The sequence below is a fragment of the Sporolactobacillus sp. Y61 genome, from assembly GCF_040529185.1.
In the GTDB taxonomy this organism is placed as follows: Bacteria; Bacillota; Bacilli; order Bacillales; family Sporolactobacillaceae; genus Sporolactobacillus.
Window position 1 is genome coordinate 1,375,247 of sequence record NZ_CP159510.1, and the last position, 20,969, is coordinate 1,396,215.

The window sequence follows — 20,969 nt, forward strand, 5'->3', positions numbered from 1 at the left end:
TAGGAGGAATTCTGATGAGCGCAATTGCAGGCATCATTCACATGAATAATCAGCCTGTTTCTTTTGGGCAGGGAAGACGGATGATGTCCGCTTTGCAGAAGTACCCGGCCGACGATGTTCAGACCTGGGAACATCATGGGGCTTTCCTTGGTTGTCACGCCCAATGGGTTACCCCGGAATCTGTCCACGAATGTCTGCCTTTTTACTATAAGGGTGCAGGGCTTGCCATTACTGCCGATGCGATTTTGGACAACCGGGATGAACTTTTTGATGCTTTGAACATCTCCGGTGATGTGCGGCAGCAGATGGGTGACGGTCAATTAATCCTGCTTGCTTATGAGAAATGGCGGGAGGATATGCCGAAGTATCTGCTTGGTGACTTTGCGTTTATAATCTGGGACGAACGCAGGCAAATCATTTTCGGAGCCCGAGACTTTACAGGCAGTCGGACGCTTTATTATTTCAGAAATCAGAACACGTTCTCTTTTTGTACAGTGATCGGTCCGTTGTTCACCCTTCCCGGTGTTGAACGGAAACTGAATGACACGTGGCTGGCGGAGTATCTGGCCATTGAATATATGTTTGACAGTGTTGATACAAATTCATCCCTTTACAGGGGGATCAGGCAAATCCCACCCGCTCATTCTCTTCTGATTCATGACGGAAAAGAAGAATTAAATAGATTCTGTGACTTTCATGATGTCAAACCGCTGATTCTGAAATCAGATGCAGAGTATGAAGAAGCCTTTCGGGATGTTTTCAGTAAGGCCGTGAATACGCGCCTGCGCACGTTCAGAAATATTGGTTCCTATCTGAGCGGGGGGCTCGATTCTGGTACGGTTGTCAGTTTTGCTGCCAAAGCTCTTTCAAGGAAAAATCAGAATATGGATACGTTCAGTTGCGTTCCTGAACCTGACTTTAACGACTGGACACCGGATCGGATGCTTCCGGATGAATCAACGCAATTCAGAACTATATTTCAGAAGTATCCGAATGTTAAAGGACACATTCTGAATTTCAAAGGCGAAAACCCGTTAACCGAACTCGACTCCGGTTTTGACATCATGGAGATGCCCTATAAATTCTTTGAAAATTCATTTTGGGTGAATGGTATTTATCGTGAAGCGGCACGTCAGCATGTCGGAGTCCTGCTTTCCGGTGAGCAAGGAAATTATACGATCTCCTGGGGGCCCGCTTATGACTTCTATGCTGATCTTATGAGACGGTTTCACTGGATCAGCCTGTATCGGGAGATTAGTGTTTACAGCCGTCATGTGAAAATCGGCAGAACACGGTTGATTGAACAGCTTCCGAGAAATGCATGGCCACGGATGGGTTCGCTGTTATCAAGAGAGAAAGGACACTCTGTCCCGCAACTGATCAGTGATCACCTTGCGAGACGAACCGGAGTCTTCGAAAAGATGGACGAATATGGCTATAACGCCGATACACTTGCCTCCTATGATGCCTGTGCCTACCGCCTGCATCGAATTAATCATACGTACTGGTGGAATACAATCGGGACACATCATGCCAAGCAGTCTCTGTATTACGGAATAAAAGACCGCAATCCGGCTACTGATCTACGTGTAATAAGGTTTTGCCTGTCCGTACCCATAGAACAATATGTCTGTGACGGAATGGATCGTGCCTTAATCCGTCGATCAACAGAGGGTATTTTGCCGGATCGCATCCGAATGAACCAATATAAATATGGCGTTCAGGGCGCTGATTTCATTCATCGAATCGCGCCGGAGTGGGATCAGCTCCAGGATGAACTTTGTCGGTTCAGACAGGACGCACTGACGGGCGAACTCTTTCATCTTAAAACACTGGATAGAGGAATGGAGAAAGTCAGATCGGGACCACAGCCACAGCTCGTGGATGACTGGGATTTTAAATTGCTCATGCGCGCGTATACCGTACAGAAATTTTTATCAAAAAACTTCAGCCATCAATTAACCTGATGACGGTCTTTGAAAGGGGGTGAAACATGTGAACCAGAAACTGGAATGGAAGAAACCGGAAGTGAAAGTGCTGAATGTTAGCCAGACAATGGCCGCTCCAGGACCAGCCGAACGAGACGCAGTGGAATCAGGAAATCATGGCCGTGGTGGATTTGACAGCTGAACCTTCTTCTATATACAGATAAGAGTAATATTAAAACATAGCGTGCTTCATCAGCTGGATCATCTCTGGACTGATGATCAATATGCCTTTATACATAGAGAATGGGTATAAAGGCTCTTTCTTTGAAAATACGTCATTCGATCGGGGAGTGACTTGGGATAAATGGGAAATTACGATCAAAGATTTCAGGAGAACGGTTACCGGGCTTTCGGGCTGGGTATAAAAAGCGACTTCCCGCTTCCTGAATTTATGAAAACAAACAGCCCTCTGCCACATCCGGATGTAACGATTGTTTGCGGTGATTTGTCCGGCTTATGGGTGAAACTGTCCCGTCAGGGTCGCTATTATGCGGCATATGACCGATTTGTCCTTTTTCACATTCGGGAGGTTGGTCTTTTTAAAGTTGAGAAGGGATGCAGCATTGTTGTTTCACCTGCCCCACACGCGGATCCGGGTGCTGTCCGGCTTTATCTTATGGGTTCCTGTCTCGGAATCATTCTGATGCAGCGTCACATATTTCCGCTGCACGGCAGTGCATTAAATATTGATGGACAGGTCTGGGCGATTACAGGTGAGTCCGGTGCGGGTAAGTCAACTCTGACTGCGGAACTGATCCGGTCAGGTTACCGGATGCTCACTGATGATGTCATTGCCGTGAGTTTCAACGAACAGGGGACTCCACTGATTACCCCTTCGTTCCCGCAGCAGAAACTGTGGAAAGAAACCCTCAGGCATTTCGGAGAGATGAATCGGCCCTATGATCCGCTGTATAAGCGTGTCTCGAAATTTTCTGTACCGGTAACTGAAGGTTATGACAGGGAGACGCATCCTCTGACCGGTATTTTTGAACTCGTTAAGTCGGGAAAAAATGAACCGCAACTGTACCCGGTATCGAAAATAGAAGAATGGCAGTTGCTGTTCAAGCATACGTACCGGGGTTTCTTTATACCGGATATGAAGTTGTCTGAATGGCATTTCAGGGTCGTCACGCGTCTGGCAGGCCAGCTTAATCTGTACCGGCTGGAACGCCCTTCCGGAGGCGTGTTCACCGCTCAGCGTCTGGCTGAAATGATGCTGAACCAAATCCATGACAAGATAACAATGAGGAGATGAAAGGGTATGAGTGAATCATCCATTTTTTTAACAGATGTCATTGCACAGGACCAAGGAATTGTGGCAAGTGATATGGCGGGTGAGAAAGTCATGCTGAGCGTTGAGAGAGGAAAATACTATAATCTCGGCAAAACCGGTGGAGTCATCTGGGATCTGATCCAGTCACCGGTTTCAGTTGCCGGTGTGATTGAGTTGTTGACTGACCGCTATTCAGTCGACAGGGAAACCTGCGAACAGGATGTTCTTCCTTTTCTTGAAAAACTGCGGGCAGATGGTTTGATCATAGTAAAAGCCAGGTAACGGGGGGGAGGAAGATGCATCTGTTCAAAAAGCTGCGACATTTCCTGGAGAGCCCCGCAGAAATGAAGCGTCTGTATCTGGAAGCCTATCTCAATCTGGCCTGGGCACGTCTTCTGATCCTGCTCCCGTTTTCCAGACTTGCTCCGGGACTTGGGAAGCGGATGGAAGAGACGCCGTTTGTTGATTATCCTGAGGAGCAGAAGAAATTGAAGCAAATTGCACGGGCCATCCGGGTTATGAGTGGTCATACATTCTGGAAAAGCCTGTGTCTTGTTCGGGCCATCGCTGCGATGAAGATGCTTCAGCGCAGAAAGATTTCCTGTACGCTTTATCTTGGTGTGGCAAAAGATGAGAATGGGAAAATGATTGCGCATGCCATGCTTCGTAGTGGAACTCGCTATGTGACAGGCTGGGGTGTCAATATAAAATTTACCATTGTCGGGAAGTTCGCCACAGGCAGAATAACACAGTAGTCTTCTATTCTGTCTAAGCAATAAATATTATCTTATTTTTTTCCGGAATTTGATTATATATGGAATGGATTTCATGAAGCCTGACAATCGATGACAAAATAAGAATATATATTGTACAGCGCGAGGTAACTTACTTTTGTTTTTACCTATTGTTGCCGACATAATAACGGGATCAGGAAATATAGTCATACGTAAATAATTCCATTTTTGTTGCCATGTTTCATAATCTCCACATTGTTTTATCTTCTTTACCATCATGCGAAATGTTCGTTTTGAATCCTCGCTTAACAAGAGGTCCATTTTATTCCACCAAAGTTCGGAATCCGTCGGAAGCGGGAGCGGTACGAGACGCTCCAGTTCGGGGAAAACATGATAGACAATCATCAGCGTATGGGCAATTCGTTTGTACGTCTTTTGCTGTTCAGCGAATGCGAACAGTTCCTGATAATTAAGCGTGGGTTGAAACACTTCAATCAGCCGGATGATGTCAATAAAATATTTCCAGTTATCAAGATCATGGTTCCAGCCATGGAGACAGATCAGGTAAAATGTATGGAAATTGGAAAGCTCCCTGATGTAACGTTCGCCCGGAAGTGAAGATGATCCCTCCCAGATCGTATTCATATCCAGTGAAGAGGTGCCTTTTCTCAGAAAATGCCAGTGAACTTCCACATTAACATGTGTACTGAGCTGCGGCATTTTTTTTTGCAGAACGATGTGAAAGTGTTCCGGTGCATAGGGGACGAGTGAGGTGAATCCCAGTTTTTGCAGTATATTTGTCGCCTGGGCTATCTGATGAGGCTTCACAAGAATATCGATGTCCGTTGTCCCTCTGGCAGACAGAGAACCAAAGTACTTTTCCGCAAAAATCGTACCTTTGAACGGGATGACTTCAATCTTTTCCTCTGTAAAACATTGAAGCAGATGATCCAGTTCACCTTTGATCATCAAACTGCGTATCAGATTTCTGTCGGCGTCCGCTTTCAGCGCTTCACTGAAAAAAAGAGGGACTTCTTTCAACCGGTTCTGGCGCCTCAGCAAATAGTAGAGCTGGGAGGAAACCTGGAAGAACCGGCGCTGACTGATCATCTGGCGGTATTCGTCTTCTTCCGCCGGTAAGGGTAGTGATGGATCGATCAGGGCATGTAATAGTTTCAGCATAGTCCGTTCTCCTCATGAAAAAAGTATTCGTTTCCACAATGAGTAAATTCTGTCTGTATCGTATCGCATCGGGCATTACACTGAGGTTGCAGGCGAATCGCCAGGCTTCATCTCCGTTACTTTTTCTGTTCCGCTGCGCGTCTCGAAGCCTTCCTTATACAACCTGCGATACAGCCCGGCCTGACGGATCAGAGCCTGATGTGTCCCTTCCTGAACAATTCTGCCATGGTCCATGACTACAATATGATCAGCATTGCGGATCGTCGTCAGCCGGTGAGCGATAATCAGGGTTGTCCGTCCGGCCATCAGGTGATCCAGTGCATCTTTTACTTTTTCTTCCGTTTCGCTGTCAAGTGCTGAGGTAGCTTCATCAAGGAGCAGGATCGGGGCATCTTTCAGGAGTGCTCTGGCAATGGCGAGGCGCTGCTTCTGTCCGCCTGAGAGAATCAGTCCGTGTTCGCCAATCTGCGTCTCATAACGCGCCGGAAGTGAACTGATGAAATCATCGATAGCTGCTACCCGGGTTGCTTTTTCGACTTCTTCAGAAGACCTTTTCCTTCCAAGCAGCAGATTCTCTCTGATTGTTCCGTTAAACAGTGTGGGCTCCTGGGGGACATGAGCCATCCTCTGTCTCAGATGAAACAGACCGATGTCACTGACTGCCTCCCCGTTGATACAGATTTTCCCTCCCTGCGGCTGATAAAATCCAAGAAGCAGGGAAAAAAGGGTGGTCTTACCGGCACCGCTGAATCCGACGATCGCCGTCTTTTTCCCAGGTTGGACGGTCAGGGTGAACTGATTCAGTACCGGCTGACCGGGTTTATAGGAGAAGGAAACATGATCAAACTGGATCGCCTGCGGAGCAGACGGAAGGGGTCTGATGCCTTCCGGCGGGAGTTTCGGAGCCTCCAGCGGGAGATTCAGGATGGCCTGCACGCGTTCCACAGCACCGGCCGCTCGCTGAAAGGCTGCCCAGTTTCCCGCTGCTCCGGTTAAGGGAAAGACGAGGTAACTAACCAGAGTTGTAAAAGTCATCAGGGCGCCGACTGACATCTGATTTTGGGAGATAAAATAAGCGCCGAGACACAGACAGGCAAAAAAGGTCAGACGACTGGCTATTTCTCCTCCGGCGTAATAAAGCCCCTGAATTTTTGCGTTTTTCAATTCAAGAGAAAACAGTTTCTGATTTTCTGCAGTATATCGGTTAAAAAGAGAACGCTGGAGCAGGAAAGAACGGATCACCTGATAACCATGCAGCGCTTCGCTGACTGTCTGTGAGTTGTCGCCTGACAAATTATTAATCTTCCTGCTGTTCCGCCGCATCATGAATCCGAACACGGAGCTTCCGGCAATGGCTACGGGGGCGATACAGCAGCTCACGAGTGCCAGTACTGAATTAATCTGGAAGAGATAAATGAACACGCAGCAGTAGATCAGCGGATAGCGAAGCAGATTAAGCAGGCGGGTGCCAAGTATCTGTTCAATCTGTTTCATGTCATGATCGAATCGGGAAAGGAGATCTCCGGAACGCATTTTTTTCATCGAATCTGCTCCGAGGAGTAAGGTATGACGGAATAGATTCAGTTTCAGATCACGTTTTACACTGTAAACAGCTGATGCCTGGAGGAAGGTTTCGAGAAAACGGATGGAAACAGCGCTGATGATGACCGCGAGACCGGTCAGAGTCAGCTGAAACAGGCGGGCCATATGACCGTGTATCGCGGCATCGGTAATTTGCCCGAAAACAGTCGCAAAGGCGAGCGCCAGGATCAGATCAAGGATCATGGTGATGGTTAGTCCCAAATAGGCCAGCCAGTGTTTCTTCAGTGACGGACCGATCAGAATGAACGTTTTTCTGAAATTTTGAATGCCCAGCCATTTCTTCACGCAGCTCACCTCCGCTTCAGCGCGTTCATTGAAAAAAAGATCAATGGTTGCTGATAAGGCGAATCAGTATGCATGAATCGTACAGGGTTCGTCATTACAACTTCGTTACATCGGAGGGTGGGAAGGAGAAAAAAACGCTTTGAGGCGGATCCTGCAACCAGCGCTTTGAATGATTCATTTCAGGCACCGTCCAGATGCGACAGCACATCCCGAACATAACCTTCGTAGGGTTCAAAACGTTTTCCGGCTTCGAGAACTTCTCTGACAAGCTGCTTTTCATCGTGCCTGATCAGGTCACGCACCAGTCCGGCCATAATTTCGGAAAGCGTTTGTTCAAGTTGACTGACGTAAGTGCTGAGCCACTCACTTTTCAGATACAGGAGTGATTCATTTTTATAATGGATGGCCAGAGTGATGAATTGTCCCGCTTTTCTTTCTGCGGACTGATCCGATTGATGAAGACGTGTCGATTTATGAACAAATTCAAGCAGATCACAGGATATCTGAGCGTTGAGCATGACAGCTTCCCGTGTGGTCATCAATATATGGCGCGCCGAGGGATCAGGATGATCCCGGAATATTTTATTCAGATGGGCAATCCAGACACGCAGGTAGTTTCTCGCCCGGGTTTCCGAAAACTCCGGCATCAGCCACCGGATGATCTGCCGGCGCGAAGCCGTGCCTCCGTGCATGGCGAGAACCAGAAGCAGTTCATCAGCATGACGCTGGTGCCATTTACCGGTGACTGATGTTCCATTCCACGTGACAGAGAAGGGTCCGCTCATCACCCGAATATCCAAATGGTGCGTATATTGGTCCTCAACCTGCTTCAGACTTTCCTGAATCATATGGCGCAGGTCCATCAGCAGTTCTTCATGCTCGGGTGACTGCGTTTTTGAGGGAGATGATTCAGTCTCCCGGATAAACTGCTGAATCATACTTGCTGCGACTTCAGGATTATCCAGAACGATGTGGCGTGCGGCACCGGGAACGATGTAGAGCCTGCTGCCGGCAATCAGCATGGAGAAGGCGATCTGCATCTTGATTTGCAGATCATATTCATATTCTCCGACGAGTAGAAGAGTCGGTAAATGAAGGGATTTTAATTCGTTCAGGAAAAAGTAGTTACGGCTTTCGTTCATCTGTCTGCAAAGATTCATGCAGTCAAGGAACGTCTGGGTGGTGATACGATTAAAGGTGTTTCTGATGTATCTGAATTTGGATGGGGTCACCGGGTACGTGGACATAAGGATGATTTTGCTGGCAAGAAGCCTGCGATCGGTGTGGATCAGCTGCGAAAACAGCTGATACCAGGGATCAAAAGTTCCTCTGGGCATAAACCACGGTGTTGAAATAAGAGACAAAGACTGAACCTTTAAACGGCAGGCGTTTGCAACCAGAATGGCAAGGAGTCCGCCAAAATCATCACCGATGATATGTATTTTTTCCAGGCCAAGAGAATGAATGACGGTAACCGCTTCATCCACCAGCCTGTTACATGTGACACGGTGCACCTGACTGTCCGTCGTTCTGCCATGACCAAAAAAATCGTAGGTGACGATATTGAACCGATTTTTCCAATATGTGATGAGAGGGTCCCACATCTGGCAGTTTTCCGCTAATTCATGAATCAGGAACAGAGTGGGCAATTGATTACTGACAAAGTGAACCTCTGCGTGCAGGGTATAATCATCGAACGGGATGGCTGTCATCACTCATCGCCCCTTTTCTCCTAGGTCTAAGGACCTATAATTCTATTGTATCACGTCATCAGACCTGTTACTATAGAGGGAAATGATATTTACTAAGATTGTTGCATTGCGTTTACAAAATGTTCAGATTTTGATCAGACAGTTTCTTTATTATGAGTTAAAGAACTGAAATGAGCGTGATGACCGATGACCATGTTGAAAATAGACGATTACAAACTGCATTTCGAATATCACTTTACTGATCCACATCTGCCGACACTCCTCCTGATTCACGAGCTGTGTCTTGACGGGTCGATGTGGGACGGGCTGATCAGTCACTGGGGATCTGCCTTCAACGTGGTCACCTACGATATGTTCGGGCACGGTCGGACGACAGACAGTGAAAAAAAGGTAACCTCTTTCCGGCTGCTGAAAGAATTGTCCGTTCTGATTCATACCCTTCATTTAAAACACATTCATCTCGTCGGAGCGCATGCGGGCGGTCTGCTGGCTATTCTGGCTGCACGTACTTTTCCCGAGTCGATCGTTTCACTTTCCCTCCTCTCCGTGCCCTATTTTTACCCGAAAGACATTTTAACCCGTTCTTATCAGGAAATGACACGAATATACAGGGCAGACAGAGCGCTTTTATCCCAAATATGGGTGGCAACTTCTGTATTTCCGGTGACCCGGAACAAGACAAATTACATCGTCCGGGCTTTCAGACGTCTGAAGGGACAGACTTTTCTCGATCTTCTGGGTCTGTGTCATGCCATCATCCGTTCACGGGCCTTTGCTTTGATGGATGAGCTCAAGAGCTTAAATGTACCGGTTCTGATTCTGATCTGTGAGAAAAATTTACTGATACCGAAAGAGCTGCACATGGTTTTTTCTACTTTTGTTCCGGACAGCAGTGTATTTGTCGTACCGGAAACTTCGTGGCTGATGGCACTTGACCGACCCGAGAGAGTGGCGGATCTCATCAGGTCTTTTATTACCCAAAAGCAGGTGGCACTCCCCAAGCCGTTATTGATCAATCATAATGAAGCTTTTATGGAAATGCGTGAAACTCTGCAGGCTGCTCTTTCTGAAAGTATGAATAAGAGACAGCATGTTCTGAAAATCCGGTCAATGGAGGGCCATTTCCGTGTGATGTGGAATCAGCAGGAAGTGGCGGGTGAGTGGAGCAGACGGCATGCGATGGAACTGATCATCTATCTTGCAGTTCACCATGGTGTGGCAGCAAGGGATCAGATTATTGATGCCTTACTGCCGGATCTCCCGGTGGACATTGCCCGGCAGCATCTGCGTGTCCGGCTGTCTCATCTTCGAAAGATTTTCCATAACCATTCGGATCCGGCTGTACATCATCTGCTAGTCACGACACGAAGTGCAGTAAGGATAAATGGCCTGGTCACCTGTGATGTCCTGGATTTTTTTAATTTTTTGAAACGATTACAGAACGAAGAGGCAGCTCTTGCGGTTCGTACCGGCTGGTTTTTTCATGTTGCGGAACTCTATCATCCCGGCTGCCTGGACTATATCGGCAGCCAGTGGCTTGAAAAGAGGATATCCAGGGCTAGACCGACATTAGCCGGGATCATGTCTTTGCTGGTTCACCAGATTCTGCATCACGGGGATAAGCTGCTTGCCATGAAAGTTCTGAAGGCGGGTAAGCCTTTTGAATCTGTTAAACAGGGTGCTGCAAAGAAAAAATAGGTGAATGAAACAGGCAAGATCTGACTCTGGCGTATTGATCGAGGCCATTTACCGGCGCTTGTCAGCCGCACCAGACGATGACCCGGTAAGGTACTGTCCGGGCGGGAATGCTTTTAGTTGCAGGGCCGTATATTACGATCAGATCATGGTTTCCGGGGTACCCGGTGAAGTCCAGTCCGTTTGTCAGACGAATCAGGGTCTGGGGGAAAGAGTGAGTTGCAGCAGTCCATCCCGGCTGATCAACTGCTCATTGAAGAAATCGACTTTTACCTGCTGATCGGGCTCTTCTCTCACGATAACGAGCGCCCGGTATTGCGGCGGATAGATCAGCGGAACCGGTGCATTTCCGTCGTAATATCCGGTCAACGTGTCACCATTTGCGAGACCGGCACCGTTAACGACATACGTATCGGGCGAAACCACAAAATGAACGACGTTTTCCTGCTGCTGAACAATGATAATCTTATAGCACCCCTGTGTTTCTTCGTTCTGACCTATTGGGAAATCCATGACAGCGGTGACCACTCCGCGGAATGCCAGCCATTGAACCGTATTCATATCGATCCCTCGCGTCTTTGTGATGGGGCGATGACTTATTCCTACTTTATGTCATTCGGCCGGATTGATGACGCATTTGTTTACAGGGATCGATGCGTTCATTTTTCAGGTTGATTGTCGTTTAACCAGCACCGGGGCAAAAAGGATATGCTGTTTCTGCAAGGCAGGACGGCTGATCTGGGAAACAATTAATTCCATCGTCCTGCGGCACATGTCTTCCAGCGGTTGGTCGATTGAGGTTAATTCCGGCGAAACAATCTCCGACATAATGGTGTTATCGAATCCAATAATCGCAACGTCTTCAGGGATCCGAAGCCCCTTTGATTTTGCTTCCAAAATCGCGCCGATAGCCAGGACATCATTATAGCCAAAAATTGCCGAAGGAGGAGGCTGCAGTTGAGACAGCTTTGCAAAAGCTTTACGGCCTTCACTGATTGATGACTTCGCACAGATGACGTAATCAGCCGAAAAATCCAGATCGTGTTTTCTAAGTGTATCTGTATATCCTCTTAATCTTTCTTTGCTCTGGTTTCCTTCTTCAAGGATCAGGGCAATATGCCGGTGCCCCAGTCCGGCTAAATACTTTATAGCGATACGTGACCCTGAATAATCGTCAACAGAGACAGAATTGACATTTAACCCATAAACATCATTGGATGAAACGAATACCAGTGGTTTGGATGAAGGAATAATCGAATGGAGAGCGGGTTCATCCAGATTAGTCGAACTAATGACCAGTCCATCTATACCTTTTTGAAGCAGTGACTGGATATCGTTTATCGCTTTCTGTTTTGAATAATCTGTATTGCAGACGGTTAAGTCGTATCCGCAGTCACGCGCAGATGCCAGCATCTCTTTTGCCATTGCCGCAAAAAAAGGGTTCGTAATATCAGGGATAAGCAAACCGATCGTATTTGTCTGTCTTTTTGACAGACCGGAGGCATTTTTATTGGGTAAATAACCCGTTTCCCTTATGATCTGATGGATCTTTTGTTGCGTCTTTTGACTGATTTTACCGGTCCTGTTGATCACTTTAGAAACCGTAGCGGTCGATACACCGGCTTGCCGGGCAATATCATAAATAGTTATTTTTCTGTCCATCGTGGTTGTCCTCCTGCCCTGATTGGAAAATGCATGCTCATGGTAAAAACGGGACATTTTCTCCAGTGAATGAAGAATACGCCGGGGTTGCCTGGTCATGCCTTTCCGCACATTTCACCGAATATCAATAAAGTGAAACTTCAATCAGTGGGGGATTTTCTTCATCCCCCACTAAGACTGCTCGTTGAACTCATCGAGCTGCTGCGGGCAAGTTATCCCTGCCCGGAAGAATGTTTGTTTACAGGATAAAGTTAACCGATTACCTCCAACCATCTGAATTTTATAAAACGACAGTCAGGATGTCAAGCATTTTTTTCGGAAATCAGGCGCATTTTCAGGGGGAAAATATAGTAAATCGGGGGACCTGATTTTGAATATTTCCAATGGATGGCATGCTGCAAACGCTAACCCGAATGTTGACATTCTGCAAAACTAGTGAAACAATCAAGTATGAAGGGAACAAAGAACCTGTTCGTGGTATTTCTTTTACGCCGGATTCTTTGATAAAAAAATCACATATTCATTCTGATGCATTCTGATATCTGGAGGGAGAAAGATCGATTGAATGACTGAATTACGCCTCATAGGGAAACCGGTTACCTCTTCAACTGACAGAGCTTAACCTGGTAATATAAGAAAGGATGTCTATTTGTCATGTATAATCAGTCCAGTGCAGAACCTGTCAAGTCGCACAGAAAGAACAGTGCAGCGATCAAAAATTTGAAGCGAATTGCTGCCCTGTCTACATTTGGCGGGTTGCTTTTCGGAATCGATACGGGTGTTATAAATGGCGCCCTGGTCTTTATGAAATTACCTGAAGAATTAAATTTAAACTCAACCAATGAAGGGTTAGTGACGAGCAGCATCACACTGGGAGCAGCTCTGGGGGCTGTTACCGCAGGCTATCTGTCTGATCGATTTGGACGACGCCGGGTTCTGTTTTACCTTTCATTTGTGTTTCTTGCTTTTACCGCCGCCTGTTCCATCGCACCGAACGCCTGGGCGATGATCATTTTTCGCTTTTTGCTTGGCTTGGCAGTTGGCGGTGCATCAGTTGTCGTACCCACTTACTTGTCGGAATTGTCCACGCCCTCCATCCGGGGACGTTTGGTCTCGCAGAATGAACTGATGATTACGGGCGGGCAGTTGCTGGCTTTTACTGTTAATGCCATTCTCGGGACATCTTTTGCTTCTTATACCGGTATCTGGCGCTGGATGATTGCCTTTGGGATGATCCCTTCACTCTGCCTGCTCGTGGGCATGCTCATTGTCCCTGAATCCCCAAGGTGGATGGTCATGAAGGGCTGTGTTGACAAAGCTTCGGAAACATTAAGCAAGGTACGTGAAACATCGGAAGAAGTGGGCCATGAAATCAGCCAGATCCGGACGACACTCAATCAGGCCGGAAAAACGAAACAGGCCGGATTTCGCGATCTGAGGATCCCCTGGATTCGCCGGCTGGTGTTAATTGGAACCGGAATTGGCATCATGCAGCAAATCATCGGGATTAATATCATGATGTATTATGGGACAACGATACTTATGGAATCCGGTTTTGGTCACTCCGCCGCGCTGATTGCCAATATATTCAATGGCGTTGTTTCGGTTCTGGCAACCTATACAGGTATGAGACTGATGAATCGCGTTAACCGAAGAAAGATGCTGCTGACGGGTATCACCGGAACAGGTATCTCCCTTGTTGCCATTGCATGGATTTCCCACGCGCTCGTTCAATCCCCGCTTCTGCCTTATCTGGTCATTTTGACAACGATGATTTTCTTAGGATTTTTTCAGGGGTGCATTTCACCAACTACCTGGCTGCTTATGTCAGAAATTTTCCCTCAGAAACTTCGCGGGCTGGGTATGGGCGTTGCAACCTTCTTCCTTTGGATAAGTAATTTTCTGGTGGGGGCCTTTTTCCCGGTTCTTTTAGCAAATATCGGCCTCTCACAGACATTTATTGTTTTTGTCGCCTGCAACATGGCCTCTTACCTGTTTGCCTGGAAATTTGTCCCGGAAACACGGGGAAAGTCCCTGGAACAGATCCAGGTCAACAGCTCGATGCTGAAGCGATGAGTCTCCTCAGCCGGCGGCGCTGCGCAGGATGGCGAGTCTGAGAACGGAGAACCATACATCTGGTCCGGACGACAGATGAGGTATTTCAATAAGAAAAGAGAAAGCAAGAGCAGGCATGCCCGCAAACCCCATCTGCCACCTGGCCGACTCCCATTTTGAATATAAAATGAATGAAGTGTTTAAACTCAATACATTCGTATCGAGTTTTTTATTCTAAAAATAGTTTAGCCCAAGCACGATCTGTAAAGATTGAGAGGGCTGAAGACACAGATGATGATGTTTAAGAACACGTGATGGATTGTCCGGAATTTGAACTAGCAAAACCGGATGATTCTCGCTGTGGCCGTTCAATCTTCAGCAGCTGCTTTCATGCATGGAGTGCCTGCTGTCTCATGCAAAATTATTTTATTTTTTGGGGGGTATGATCACGACAGATACAAAAGTGAAATTAAGTAAAGATCATATCATGCTTATTATCATAGCAGGGGTGGCCTCTTATCTGGATGCTGCACTGGCCGTCAGCTTAGGCGTTTCTCTTCCTGTCTGGGCAAAGTATCTTAATCTGAACAGTTGGCTCGTTGGCTTATTGAGTACGACACTGACGGTAATGATCGCGGTTGGCGCTTTTATTGGCGGCAAATTATCTGACCAGTTTGGTCGAGTGACGGTTTTTAATATTGATATTTTCTTTGTTGCCGTTGGTTCTGCTGTTATGGTGTTTTCGGATCATTTTACCGGCCTAATGGTGGGTGCTGCGATTACTGGACTTGCTTCTGGCGCTGACTTACCGACATCATTGGCGGTTATTTCGGAACGAACTTCCAGGGAGGCCTATGGTCGGGCCATTTCCTCGACTCAGATTTTCTGGTCGGTTGGTATTATCCTTTCTCAATTCATTGGTTTTCTTACCGCAAATTATGGAATGGGAAGTCCGAAGATTTTATTTGGCTTTATCGGTGTTATTGCTTTCGTGAACTGGAGTGTGCGCGTATTCTCTAAAAATTTGAAAACAATCGAGTCCAATCTTGTTACTTCAGTTAAAGAAGAAGACCATGAAGCAGCTGGTGAAGCCGGGGAGAAAATAAAAATCCGTGATTTATTTAAAAATAACCATTATCTCGTACCCTTAATTTTGTTAACTTTGTTTTACTTGTTTTGGAATCTACCAGCTAATACCTGGGGATCGTTTATTAACTACTTTTTGGTGACGGTTGATCATCAAAGTCAGATGTTCTCAACAATGGTAGCCATGACAGCCAATATTCTGAGTATGATCCTTGTTTTCATTTACCTCAGAATATCTGATTCAAAATATAGATACAAAGCCATGTATGCGGGAATAGCCATTGCATTTCTGTCTTTTGCAGCTGCAGGAACTTTCAGTGGAAATTGGCAGATCTTTACGTTCGCATATATTTGTTATTGCTTAAGCACGGTTCTGTGTGGCGAGCCGATATATAAAGTTTGGTGCCAATCTTTCTATCCAGTGAATGCGAGAGCGACCATGACAGGATTTTCGTACGGTATCGTTCGAGCCTGTACAGCCGTGTTTTCAATAGCAACGCCAACACTGATGGGGTATTCGCCAAGTCTTCTCCTTTGGATCCTGATGGGATGTACCGTTATTTTTGGCCTCTGCGCGATAAGCATTGTCCAGCTCATCAGACGGTTAAATATCAGTGATCCGGCAATCAATAAGGGGGAAGTTAACGTGTTAATCAAACATTATCATCAAACAGGCGCCTGACTTCTTCAGACATCAACGCAAATAGAATTCCGGAATCGCTGAATCATGGCGAATTCCGGATTTTTTAATTTTCAGCTTCATTTCAGGTGATCATATTCTGGCAGACGCTGACGGGCCTATTCAGCTGAAACTTTATCAATGGTAGCGCTGGTAGCGCCGCCCGTGCGCTGATTCCTCTCACGATTAAAGTCAGCTGGCGGCACGTCATGAATGCTTATTCAACATGTCCATTTTTAATGAGTTCTGTAACTCTTCCGGCATGCGACTGGTGGTTCATCTGTTCGCGTGCATCGGGCGGGGATGAAAATACTTCCAGGGATCCACTTCCATGATCATGATGCCGGAGAGGATGATCGCTGCCCCGATAGTTCCTCTCGCAGGCAGGGCTTCTCCCATGAAGATAAAAGCAAACAGCGCGGCAAAGACAGGTTCAAGCGAAAAGATCAAACTGGCATGGGCAGGGACGGTATATTTCTGGGCAACCGTCTGCAACATGTATCCGGCAGCGCTGCACAGGATGGCGAGTCCGAGAACGGAGAGCCAGGCATCTGGTCCGGACGGCAGGTGAGGTGTTTCAATAAGAAAAGAGAAAGTAAGGGCAAAAATGCCCGCAAACCCCATCTGCCAGACCCCGAGGCAGATTGTATTAACGCGTTTTGTGAAGTGGTCGGTCAGGAGGATATAGCTGGCGTTTGCCAGGGCACCGAGGATGCAGAGCAGGTCGCCGGGCTGGAGGAGAAACTGCCCGTTCCATGTCAGAAAACCGATACCGGTGAGGGAAAGACAGGCCCCTGCCGACACGTTCATCCCGGGTTTTTTCCGGAAAAGGACAAAGTTGAGCAAGGGAACGAAGACCACGGTCAGAGCTACCAGAAAACCGGCTTTAGCTGCCGAGGTGGATTTCAGGCCGTATAGAATGCCGGTGAAGACAAGGCAAAGGTTTATGGCGAGGATCATGCTGCAGAACAGGGTGTGCCTGTCTGTGTGCCGGAGTTCGCGGCAAAAGAGCGCTGCCGTGACCAGAAAAGCAATAAGAAATCTCAATGCGATCAGGTTAAAGACATCCAGTGTCTCCAGCCCGGATTTCATGAAAAGGTAGGATGAACCCCACATCGCCGTGGCAAGAACGAGTAACAGATCAGCTCTTCTCTGACTCACCTTCACTTGCTCCTTTCTGTTTACAGGATCAGTATAATCCGGTTATTGTCATAAATAAAATGAATGTTTATAATGATGAAAATGAAATGAATTTATGGAAACGTGGTGTGCAGCATGAGCCTGATCAAATACCAGATTCTTGTAAAAGTCGTTGCATGCGGCAGTTTTACGAAAGCCGCCGGGCAGCTCGGTCTGACGCAGCCGGCCGTCAGCCATGCGATCAACAGTCTCGAAACGGAGTTCGGCTTCCCGCTGATCAACCGGAACCGTTCAGGCATTCAGCTGACGCGGGAGGGTGAGATCCTGCTGCCTTCACTCCGCAGGATTCTTCAGGAAGACAGAAATATCCATCAGCAGGCATCTGAGATTCACGGTACGACGAGGGGGACGCTGCATGTCGGCATTTTTACCAGCGTCACCAGGCATCTTCTGCCCCGGATCATTCAGGTCATGGATAAGGATTATTCGGGCATCCGATTATATCTCCATGAAGGCAATTACATTCAGATCATGGAACAGATCAGCGCCGGAAAACTGGACTGCGGGTTTATTACCTTTTCCGTCTCGAAGGATCTGCGGTGCAAACCCCTGATGCGGGACCGGATTCTCTGCATCGTTTCCCCGCGAAGTGCGCTGTATCATCAGGAAGCTGTTTCCTTCCGGCAGCTGGAGGAGGAACCGTTCATCATGCCGGCTTTTGGCGGTTATCACGAGATCAGACGGATCCTGTCGGAACACGATGTTCATCCGGATATCCGCTTTGAACTGATGGAGGAGAATGCGATTCTGTCGATGGTTGCCCATCATCTCGGGATCAGTATTCTCCCGGAACTGGTTCTGCCGGAAGATATCGCTCCACTCCGGGCGATTCCGCTTGAGTCGGAAAGTTACCGGACGATACAGATTGCGACACGCCTCCATCCCTCACCTGCGGCAGAACGGTTTGTTGAAGTGGCAGAGCGGGTCGTAAAAAAACAAGAGGTAAGTTCAGAGAACCGGTCACATCAGTAATCGGCCTGTTCAGGTGTATTTCAGAGAGGAGTTCAGGATGCTTATGGTATAGTAAATGTATGTTTTTTCACAGAATCATTGCTTTCACTCAGGGAGATGGTCAGAATGATCACACTGCAGGAACTGTTTACCTTACCTGAATTTGATACGATCCATATTGTGGCAGGTGAGCGTGGAATCAGCAGACCGGTCAGCGGTGTCAATGTGATAGAAAGTGCCCATCTGGCTGAATTTTTTAAGAAATATGAGCTACTTATTACAACCGGAATCAATATGCATCAGGATACCGCACAGCTGACTGATCTGGTTGAAACGGCATTTGAGCGCGGGGCGGCGGGGATTATTTTAAACGTCGGTCCCTATATTCCAACGATTCCGGAACAGGTGATTCGCTTTGCAGATCAGAACCATTTCCCTGTGTTTAAGATGCCCTGGGTCTATCGGGTGGCCGATTTCGTCAGGATATCCTTTCAATATCTGGCCGTTGCCGATCAGAAGCAGGCAAAAACAGAAGAACTGTTTTCAGAAATATTGTTTCAACCGGAACATGACAGGGAACGCCTGGCCGGCGATCTTCTGCAGCTGGGGATTAAAAGTCACGCCCATTATGCCGTCATCGTCTGTTCTGTCCGTCCTCCGGCTGCTGTTCCGGCGTGGATGACCTTTTCGTTAGAAGAAGAGCTGCAGAAAAAGTATACGATCCGTCTGTCGATGAATCACGACAATCAGCTGATTTATATGGCTGACCGAAAGGAAAAAGGGGTGACGCGACAGTTTTTCGCAGAGGTGACGCGACATGTGCTGCAAAAGCGACCCAATTCTGGAATTGACCTTTTTATCGGAATCGGAGGTGCCTACAGGGTGGAGCAGCTGTCGAAAAGTTATCGGGAAGCTCTCTCTGTGGTTCAGCTTGTCAGCCGCCGGCCGGAGCTGCCCTTTTTTCAGTATAAAGATGCCGGCGTGTACCGAATCCTTCTGGAGACTTCCGATAAAGCAGTATTTCAGACGTTCCAAAGCGAGATGCTCGGCCCCCTGTATCGCTATGATCATCTGCACCAGACGGATCTGGTCGGCTTCCTGCGCACCTTTCTGGATGAAGACGGAAGGACAACCCCAATCGCCCGGAAAGAATTTATTCACCGAAATACAGTTCTCTATAAAATGAAAAAAATCCAGTCTATCCTAGATATGGATTTAAATAACCCCTATGTCCGGACGAACCTCCTGCTTGCCTTTATGATTGAAGACGTCAGCGACTGATCTGACCCTGACTTTCTCCTTATTTTGACGTCATCTCCCGTTTTCTTACGCACCCTGCCCAGATTTTCCGATAACTCATTCTGACATCCCTTTGTGCAGATGCACAATAATATTTATCTGAATAGGCATTGAATTCAATATATAATGTTTTATTATTAAATTATATTAATTCAGAAAAAAACCGGAGCTGATTGCAGATGAAGACCATAGATAATCAAAAAATTCACAAATTGGATCATCAGTATGTCCTGCATTCCTGGGCGAAGCAGAAGGGGATTCATCCGAAAATCATTAAAAAAAGTCACGGCATTTATTTCTGGGACGAAGGCGGTAAAAAGTACTATGATATGTGTTCCCAGCTCGTATACCTGAATGTTGGGCATCAACATCCGAAGCTGATCGAGGAATTTAAGCATATCGGCGAGATTCCGCTTGCCGCGCCCGGGTTTGCGACAGCATCTAAGGCAGAACTGGCCCGGAAGATTATCGAAGTGGCGCCCCGGAACATGGCCAAAGTCTTTTTTGCAAACGGTGGCGCGGATTCAAATGATCACGCCATTAAGATTGCACGGATGGTGACCGGGCGCTATAAAGTTTTCTCCCGTTACCGGTCTTATCACGGTGCAACTTTTGGTGCGGGGAATCTCTCCGGCGAGGGTCGGCGGTTTCTTGTCGAACCGGGCATTCCCGGATTTATCAAATTTGAAACACCTTATCTGTACCGCGCACCTGTGGATTTTAAAAGTGATGAGGAGGCAACCGCCTTTTATCTTAATCGGCTGAAAAACCAGATGCTCTATGAAGGCCCGGATCAGATTGCGGCTGTGTTCATGGAAACCATTCCCGGCAGTAACGGGGTTCTGATTCCACCGAAGGGATACATGGAAGGCGTCCGGAAGCTGTGTGATCAGTTTGGTATTCTGATGATCTGCGACGAGGTCATGTCCGGTTTCGGCCGAACCGGGAAAATGTTTGCCGTCGATCACTATGATTTTGAACCGGATATGATCACGTTTGCCAAAGGCGTGACCAGTGGGTACAGCCCGCTTGGCGGGGTGATGGTCAGTAAAACCATAGCGGCGTACTTTGACGATCATGTCCTGATGACCGGGCTGACCTACAGCGGGCATACCGTTTCGACGCAGATCGGCTGTGCGACGCTGGATATTTATCAGGATGAGCATCTGATTGAACATGCAGAGGCTATGGGTGAGGTCCTTGCCGGACGGCTTGAAAGGTTAAGAACTTATCAGTCTGTCGGCGATGTCAGGCACATTGGATTATTTGCGACGGTCGAACTGGTGAAAGATAAGAAGACAAAAGAACCGATTATTGCTTACGGTATGGATTACGGAAAGGATAAGGCCGGACTCATGGCAAAATTCATCGGCATGCTGACTGAGAACGGATTCTATACGTATTCGCATGAATCGAGTGTGATGATTGCACCGCCGCTTGTCATTACCGAACAGGAAATAAATGAAGCACTGGATATTTTTGAACGTGTTCTTTCTGAATTTGAGTCGACGGTCCTGTTTGCGGATCAGTCTGTGATTTCAAAATAACAAAGGCGGGGTGGAATAC

16 protein-coding genes and 1 pseudogene are annotated in these 20,969 nt (G+C 47.3%); 11 read left to right on the forward strand and 6 right to left on the reverse strand.

The genetic code is table 11. From position 1 onward, the window contains the following. The first annotated feature begins 14 nt into the window (after window positions 1–14). The 5 genes from ABNN70_RS06660 (at window position 15) to ABNN70_RS06680 (ending at window position 4,016) form a co-directional block, all read left to right on the forward strand. Window positions 15–1,967 carry an asparagine synthase-related protein gene (locus tag ABNN70_RS06660; protein WP_353949200.1) on the forward strand — a complete coding sequence of 651 codons (1,953 nt, stop codon included), beginning with the start codon at window positions 15–17 and terminating at the stop codon, window positions 1,965–1,967. 28 nt (window positions 1,968–1,995) lie between these two features. Further along, window positions 1,996–2,130 (forward strand): paeninodin family lasso peptide, encoded by a 135-nt coding sequence (locus ABNN70_RS06665; RefSeq protein WP_353949201.1) that lies wholly within the window; start codon window positions 1,996–1,998, stop codon window positions 2,128–2,130. A 162-nt stretch (window positions 2,131–2,292) separates the two neighbouring features. Next, the gene (locus tag ABNN70_RS06670) at window positions 2,293–3,243 is read left to right on the forward strand and encodes an aldolase (RefSeq protein ID WP_353949202.1); all 951 of its coding nucleotides are present in this window, start codon (window positions 2,293–2,295) and stop codon (window positions 3,241–3,243) included. A 6-nt stretch (window positions 3,244–3,249) separates the two neighbouring features. After that, the gene (locus ABNN70_RS06675) at window positions 3,250–3,543 is read left to right on the forward strand and encodes a lasso peptide biosynthesis PqqD family chaperone (protein WP_353949203.1); all 294 of its coding nucleotides are present in this window, start codon (window positions 3,250–3,252) and stop codon (window positions 3,541–3,543) included. Between the two features lie 14 nt (window positions 3,544–3,557). Further along, entirely contained in the window at window positions 3,558–4,016 is a 459-nt protein-coding gene (locus ABNN70_RS06680) for a lasso peptide biosynthesis B2 protein (protein WP_353949204.1), read from the forward strand. A gap of 27 nt (window positions 4,017–4,043) precedes the next feature. On the opposite strand, the gene ABNN70_RS06685 is transcribed toward ABNN70_RS06680, so the two are convergent. The 3 genes from ABNN70_RS06685 to ABNN70_RS06695 all read right to left on the reverse strand — a co-directional run bounded on the left by ABNN70_RS06685 (window position 4,044) and on the right by ABNN70_RS06695 (window position 8,776). Beyond that, window positions 4,044–5,177, reverse strand: a complete 1,134-nt coding sequence (locus ABNN70_RS06685; protein WP_353949205.1) for a nucleotidyltransferase family protein — start codon at window positions 5,175–5,177, stop codon at window positions 4,044–4,046. A 75-nt stretch (window positions 5,178–5,252) separates the two neighbouring features. Next, entirely contained in the window at window positions 5,253–7,064 is a 1,812-nt protein-coding gene (locus tag ABNN70_RS06690; protein ID WP_353949206.1) for an ABC transporter ATP-binding protein, read from the reverse strand. Window positions 7,065–7,243: 179 nt separating this feature from the next. Next, the gene (locus ABNN70_RS06695; RefSeq protein ID WP_353949207.1) at window positions 7,244–8,776 is read right to left on the reverse strand and encodes an alpha/beta fold hydrolase; all 1,533 of its coding nucleotides are present in this window, start codon (window positions 8,774–8,776) and stop codon (window positions 7,244–7,246) included. A 186-nt stretch (window positions 8,777–8,962) separates the two neighbouring features. Here ABNN70_RS06695 and ABNN70_RS06700 point away from each other — a divergent pair, with 186 nt between their 5' ends. Continuing rightward, window positions 8,963–10,474: an alpha/beta fold hydrolase gene (locus tag ABNN70_RS06700; RefSeq protein WP_353949208.1), complete on the forward strand. Its 1,512-nt coding sequence runs from the start codon at window positions 8,963–8,965 to the stop codon at window positions 10,472–10,474. 61 nt (window positions 10,475–10,535) lie between these two features. Here the strand turns inward: ABNN70_RS06700 and ABNN70_RS06705 are convergent. Further along, a pseudogene (locus ABNN70_RS06705) lies at window positions 10,536–11,032 on the reverse strand (hypothetical protein). 105 nt (window positions 11,033–11,137) lie between these two features. After that, window positions 11,138–12,133, reverse strand: a complete 996-nt coding sequence (locus ABNN70_RS06710) for a LacI family DNA-binding transcriptional regulator (RefSeq protein WP_353949209.1) — start codon at window positions 12,131–12,133, stop codon at window positions 11,138–11,140. 654 nt (window positions 12,134–12,787) lie between these two features. Here ABNN70_RS06710 and ABNN70_RS06715 point away from each other — a divergent pair. Both ABNN70_RS06715 and ABNN70_RS06720 read left to right on the forward strand, forming a co-directional pair. Further along, window positions 12,788–14,209: a sugar porter family MFS transporter gene (locus ABNN70_RS06715; RefSeq protein ID WP_353949210.1), complete on the forward strand. Its 1,422-nt coding sequence runs from the start codon at window positions 12,788–12,790 to the stop codon at window positions 14,207–14,209. Window positions 14,210–14,630: 421 nt separating this feature from the next. Next, complete coding sequence (locus ABNN70_RS06720; RefSeq protein ID WP_353949211.1) at window positions 14,631–15,956, forward strand: MFS transporter; 1,326 nt, start codon at window positions 14,631–14,633, stop codon at window positions 15,954–15,956. 273 nt (window positions 15,957–16,229) lie between these two features. Here ABNN70_RS06720 and ABNN70_RS06725 read toward each other — a convergent pair whose 3' ends face one another. Further along, window positions 16,230–17,114, reverse strand: coding sequence for a DMT family transporter (locus ABNN70_RS06725; RefSeq protein WP_353949212.1), 885 nt, complete (start codon window positions 17,112–17,114; stop codon window positions 16,230–16,232). Between the two features lie 114 nt (window positions 17,115–17,228). Between ABNN70_RS06725 and ABNN70_RS06730 the strand changes: the two genes are divergently transcribed. The 3 genes from ABNN70_RS06730 (at window position 17,229) to ABNN70_RS06740 (ending at window position 20,950) form a co-directional block, all read left to right on the forward strand. Further along, window positions 17,229–18,125 (forward strand): LysR family transcriptional regulator, encoded by an 897-nt coding sequence (locus ABNN70_RS06730; protein ID WP_353949213.1) that lies wholly within the window; start codon window positions 17,229–17,231, stop codon window positions 18,123–18,125. Between the two features lie 105 nt (window positions 18,126–18,230). Continuing rightward, window positions 18,231–19,385, forward strand: coding sequence for a PucR family transcriptional regulator ligand-binding domain-containing protein (locus ABNN70_RS06735; protein WP_353949214.1), 1,155 nt, complete (start codon window positions 18,231–18,233; stop codon window positions 19,383–19,385). Window positions 19,386–19,582: 197 nt separating this feature from the next. Beyond that, a complete protein-coding gene (locus ABNN70_RS06740; protein ID WP_353949215.1) occupies window positions 19,583–20,950 on the forward strand; it encodes an aminotransferase class III-fold pyridoxal phosphate-dependent enzyme in 1,368 nt (455 codons plus the stop codon). Window positions 20,951–20,969: the final 19 nt, after the last annotated feature.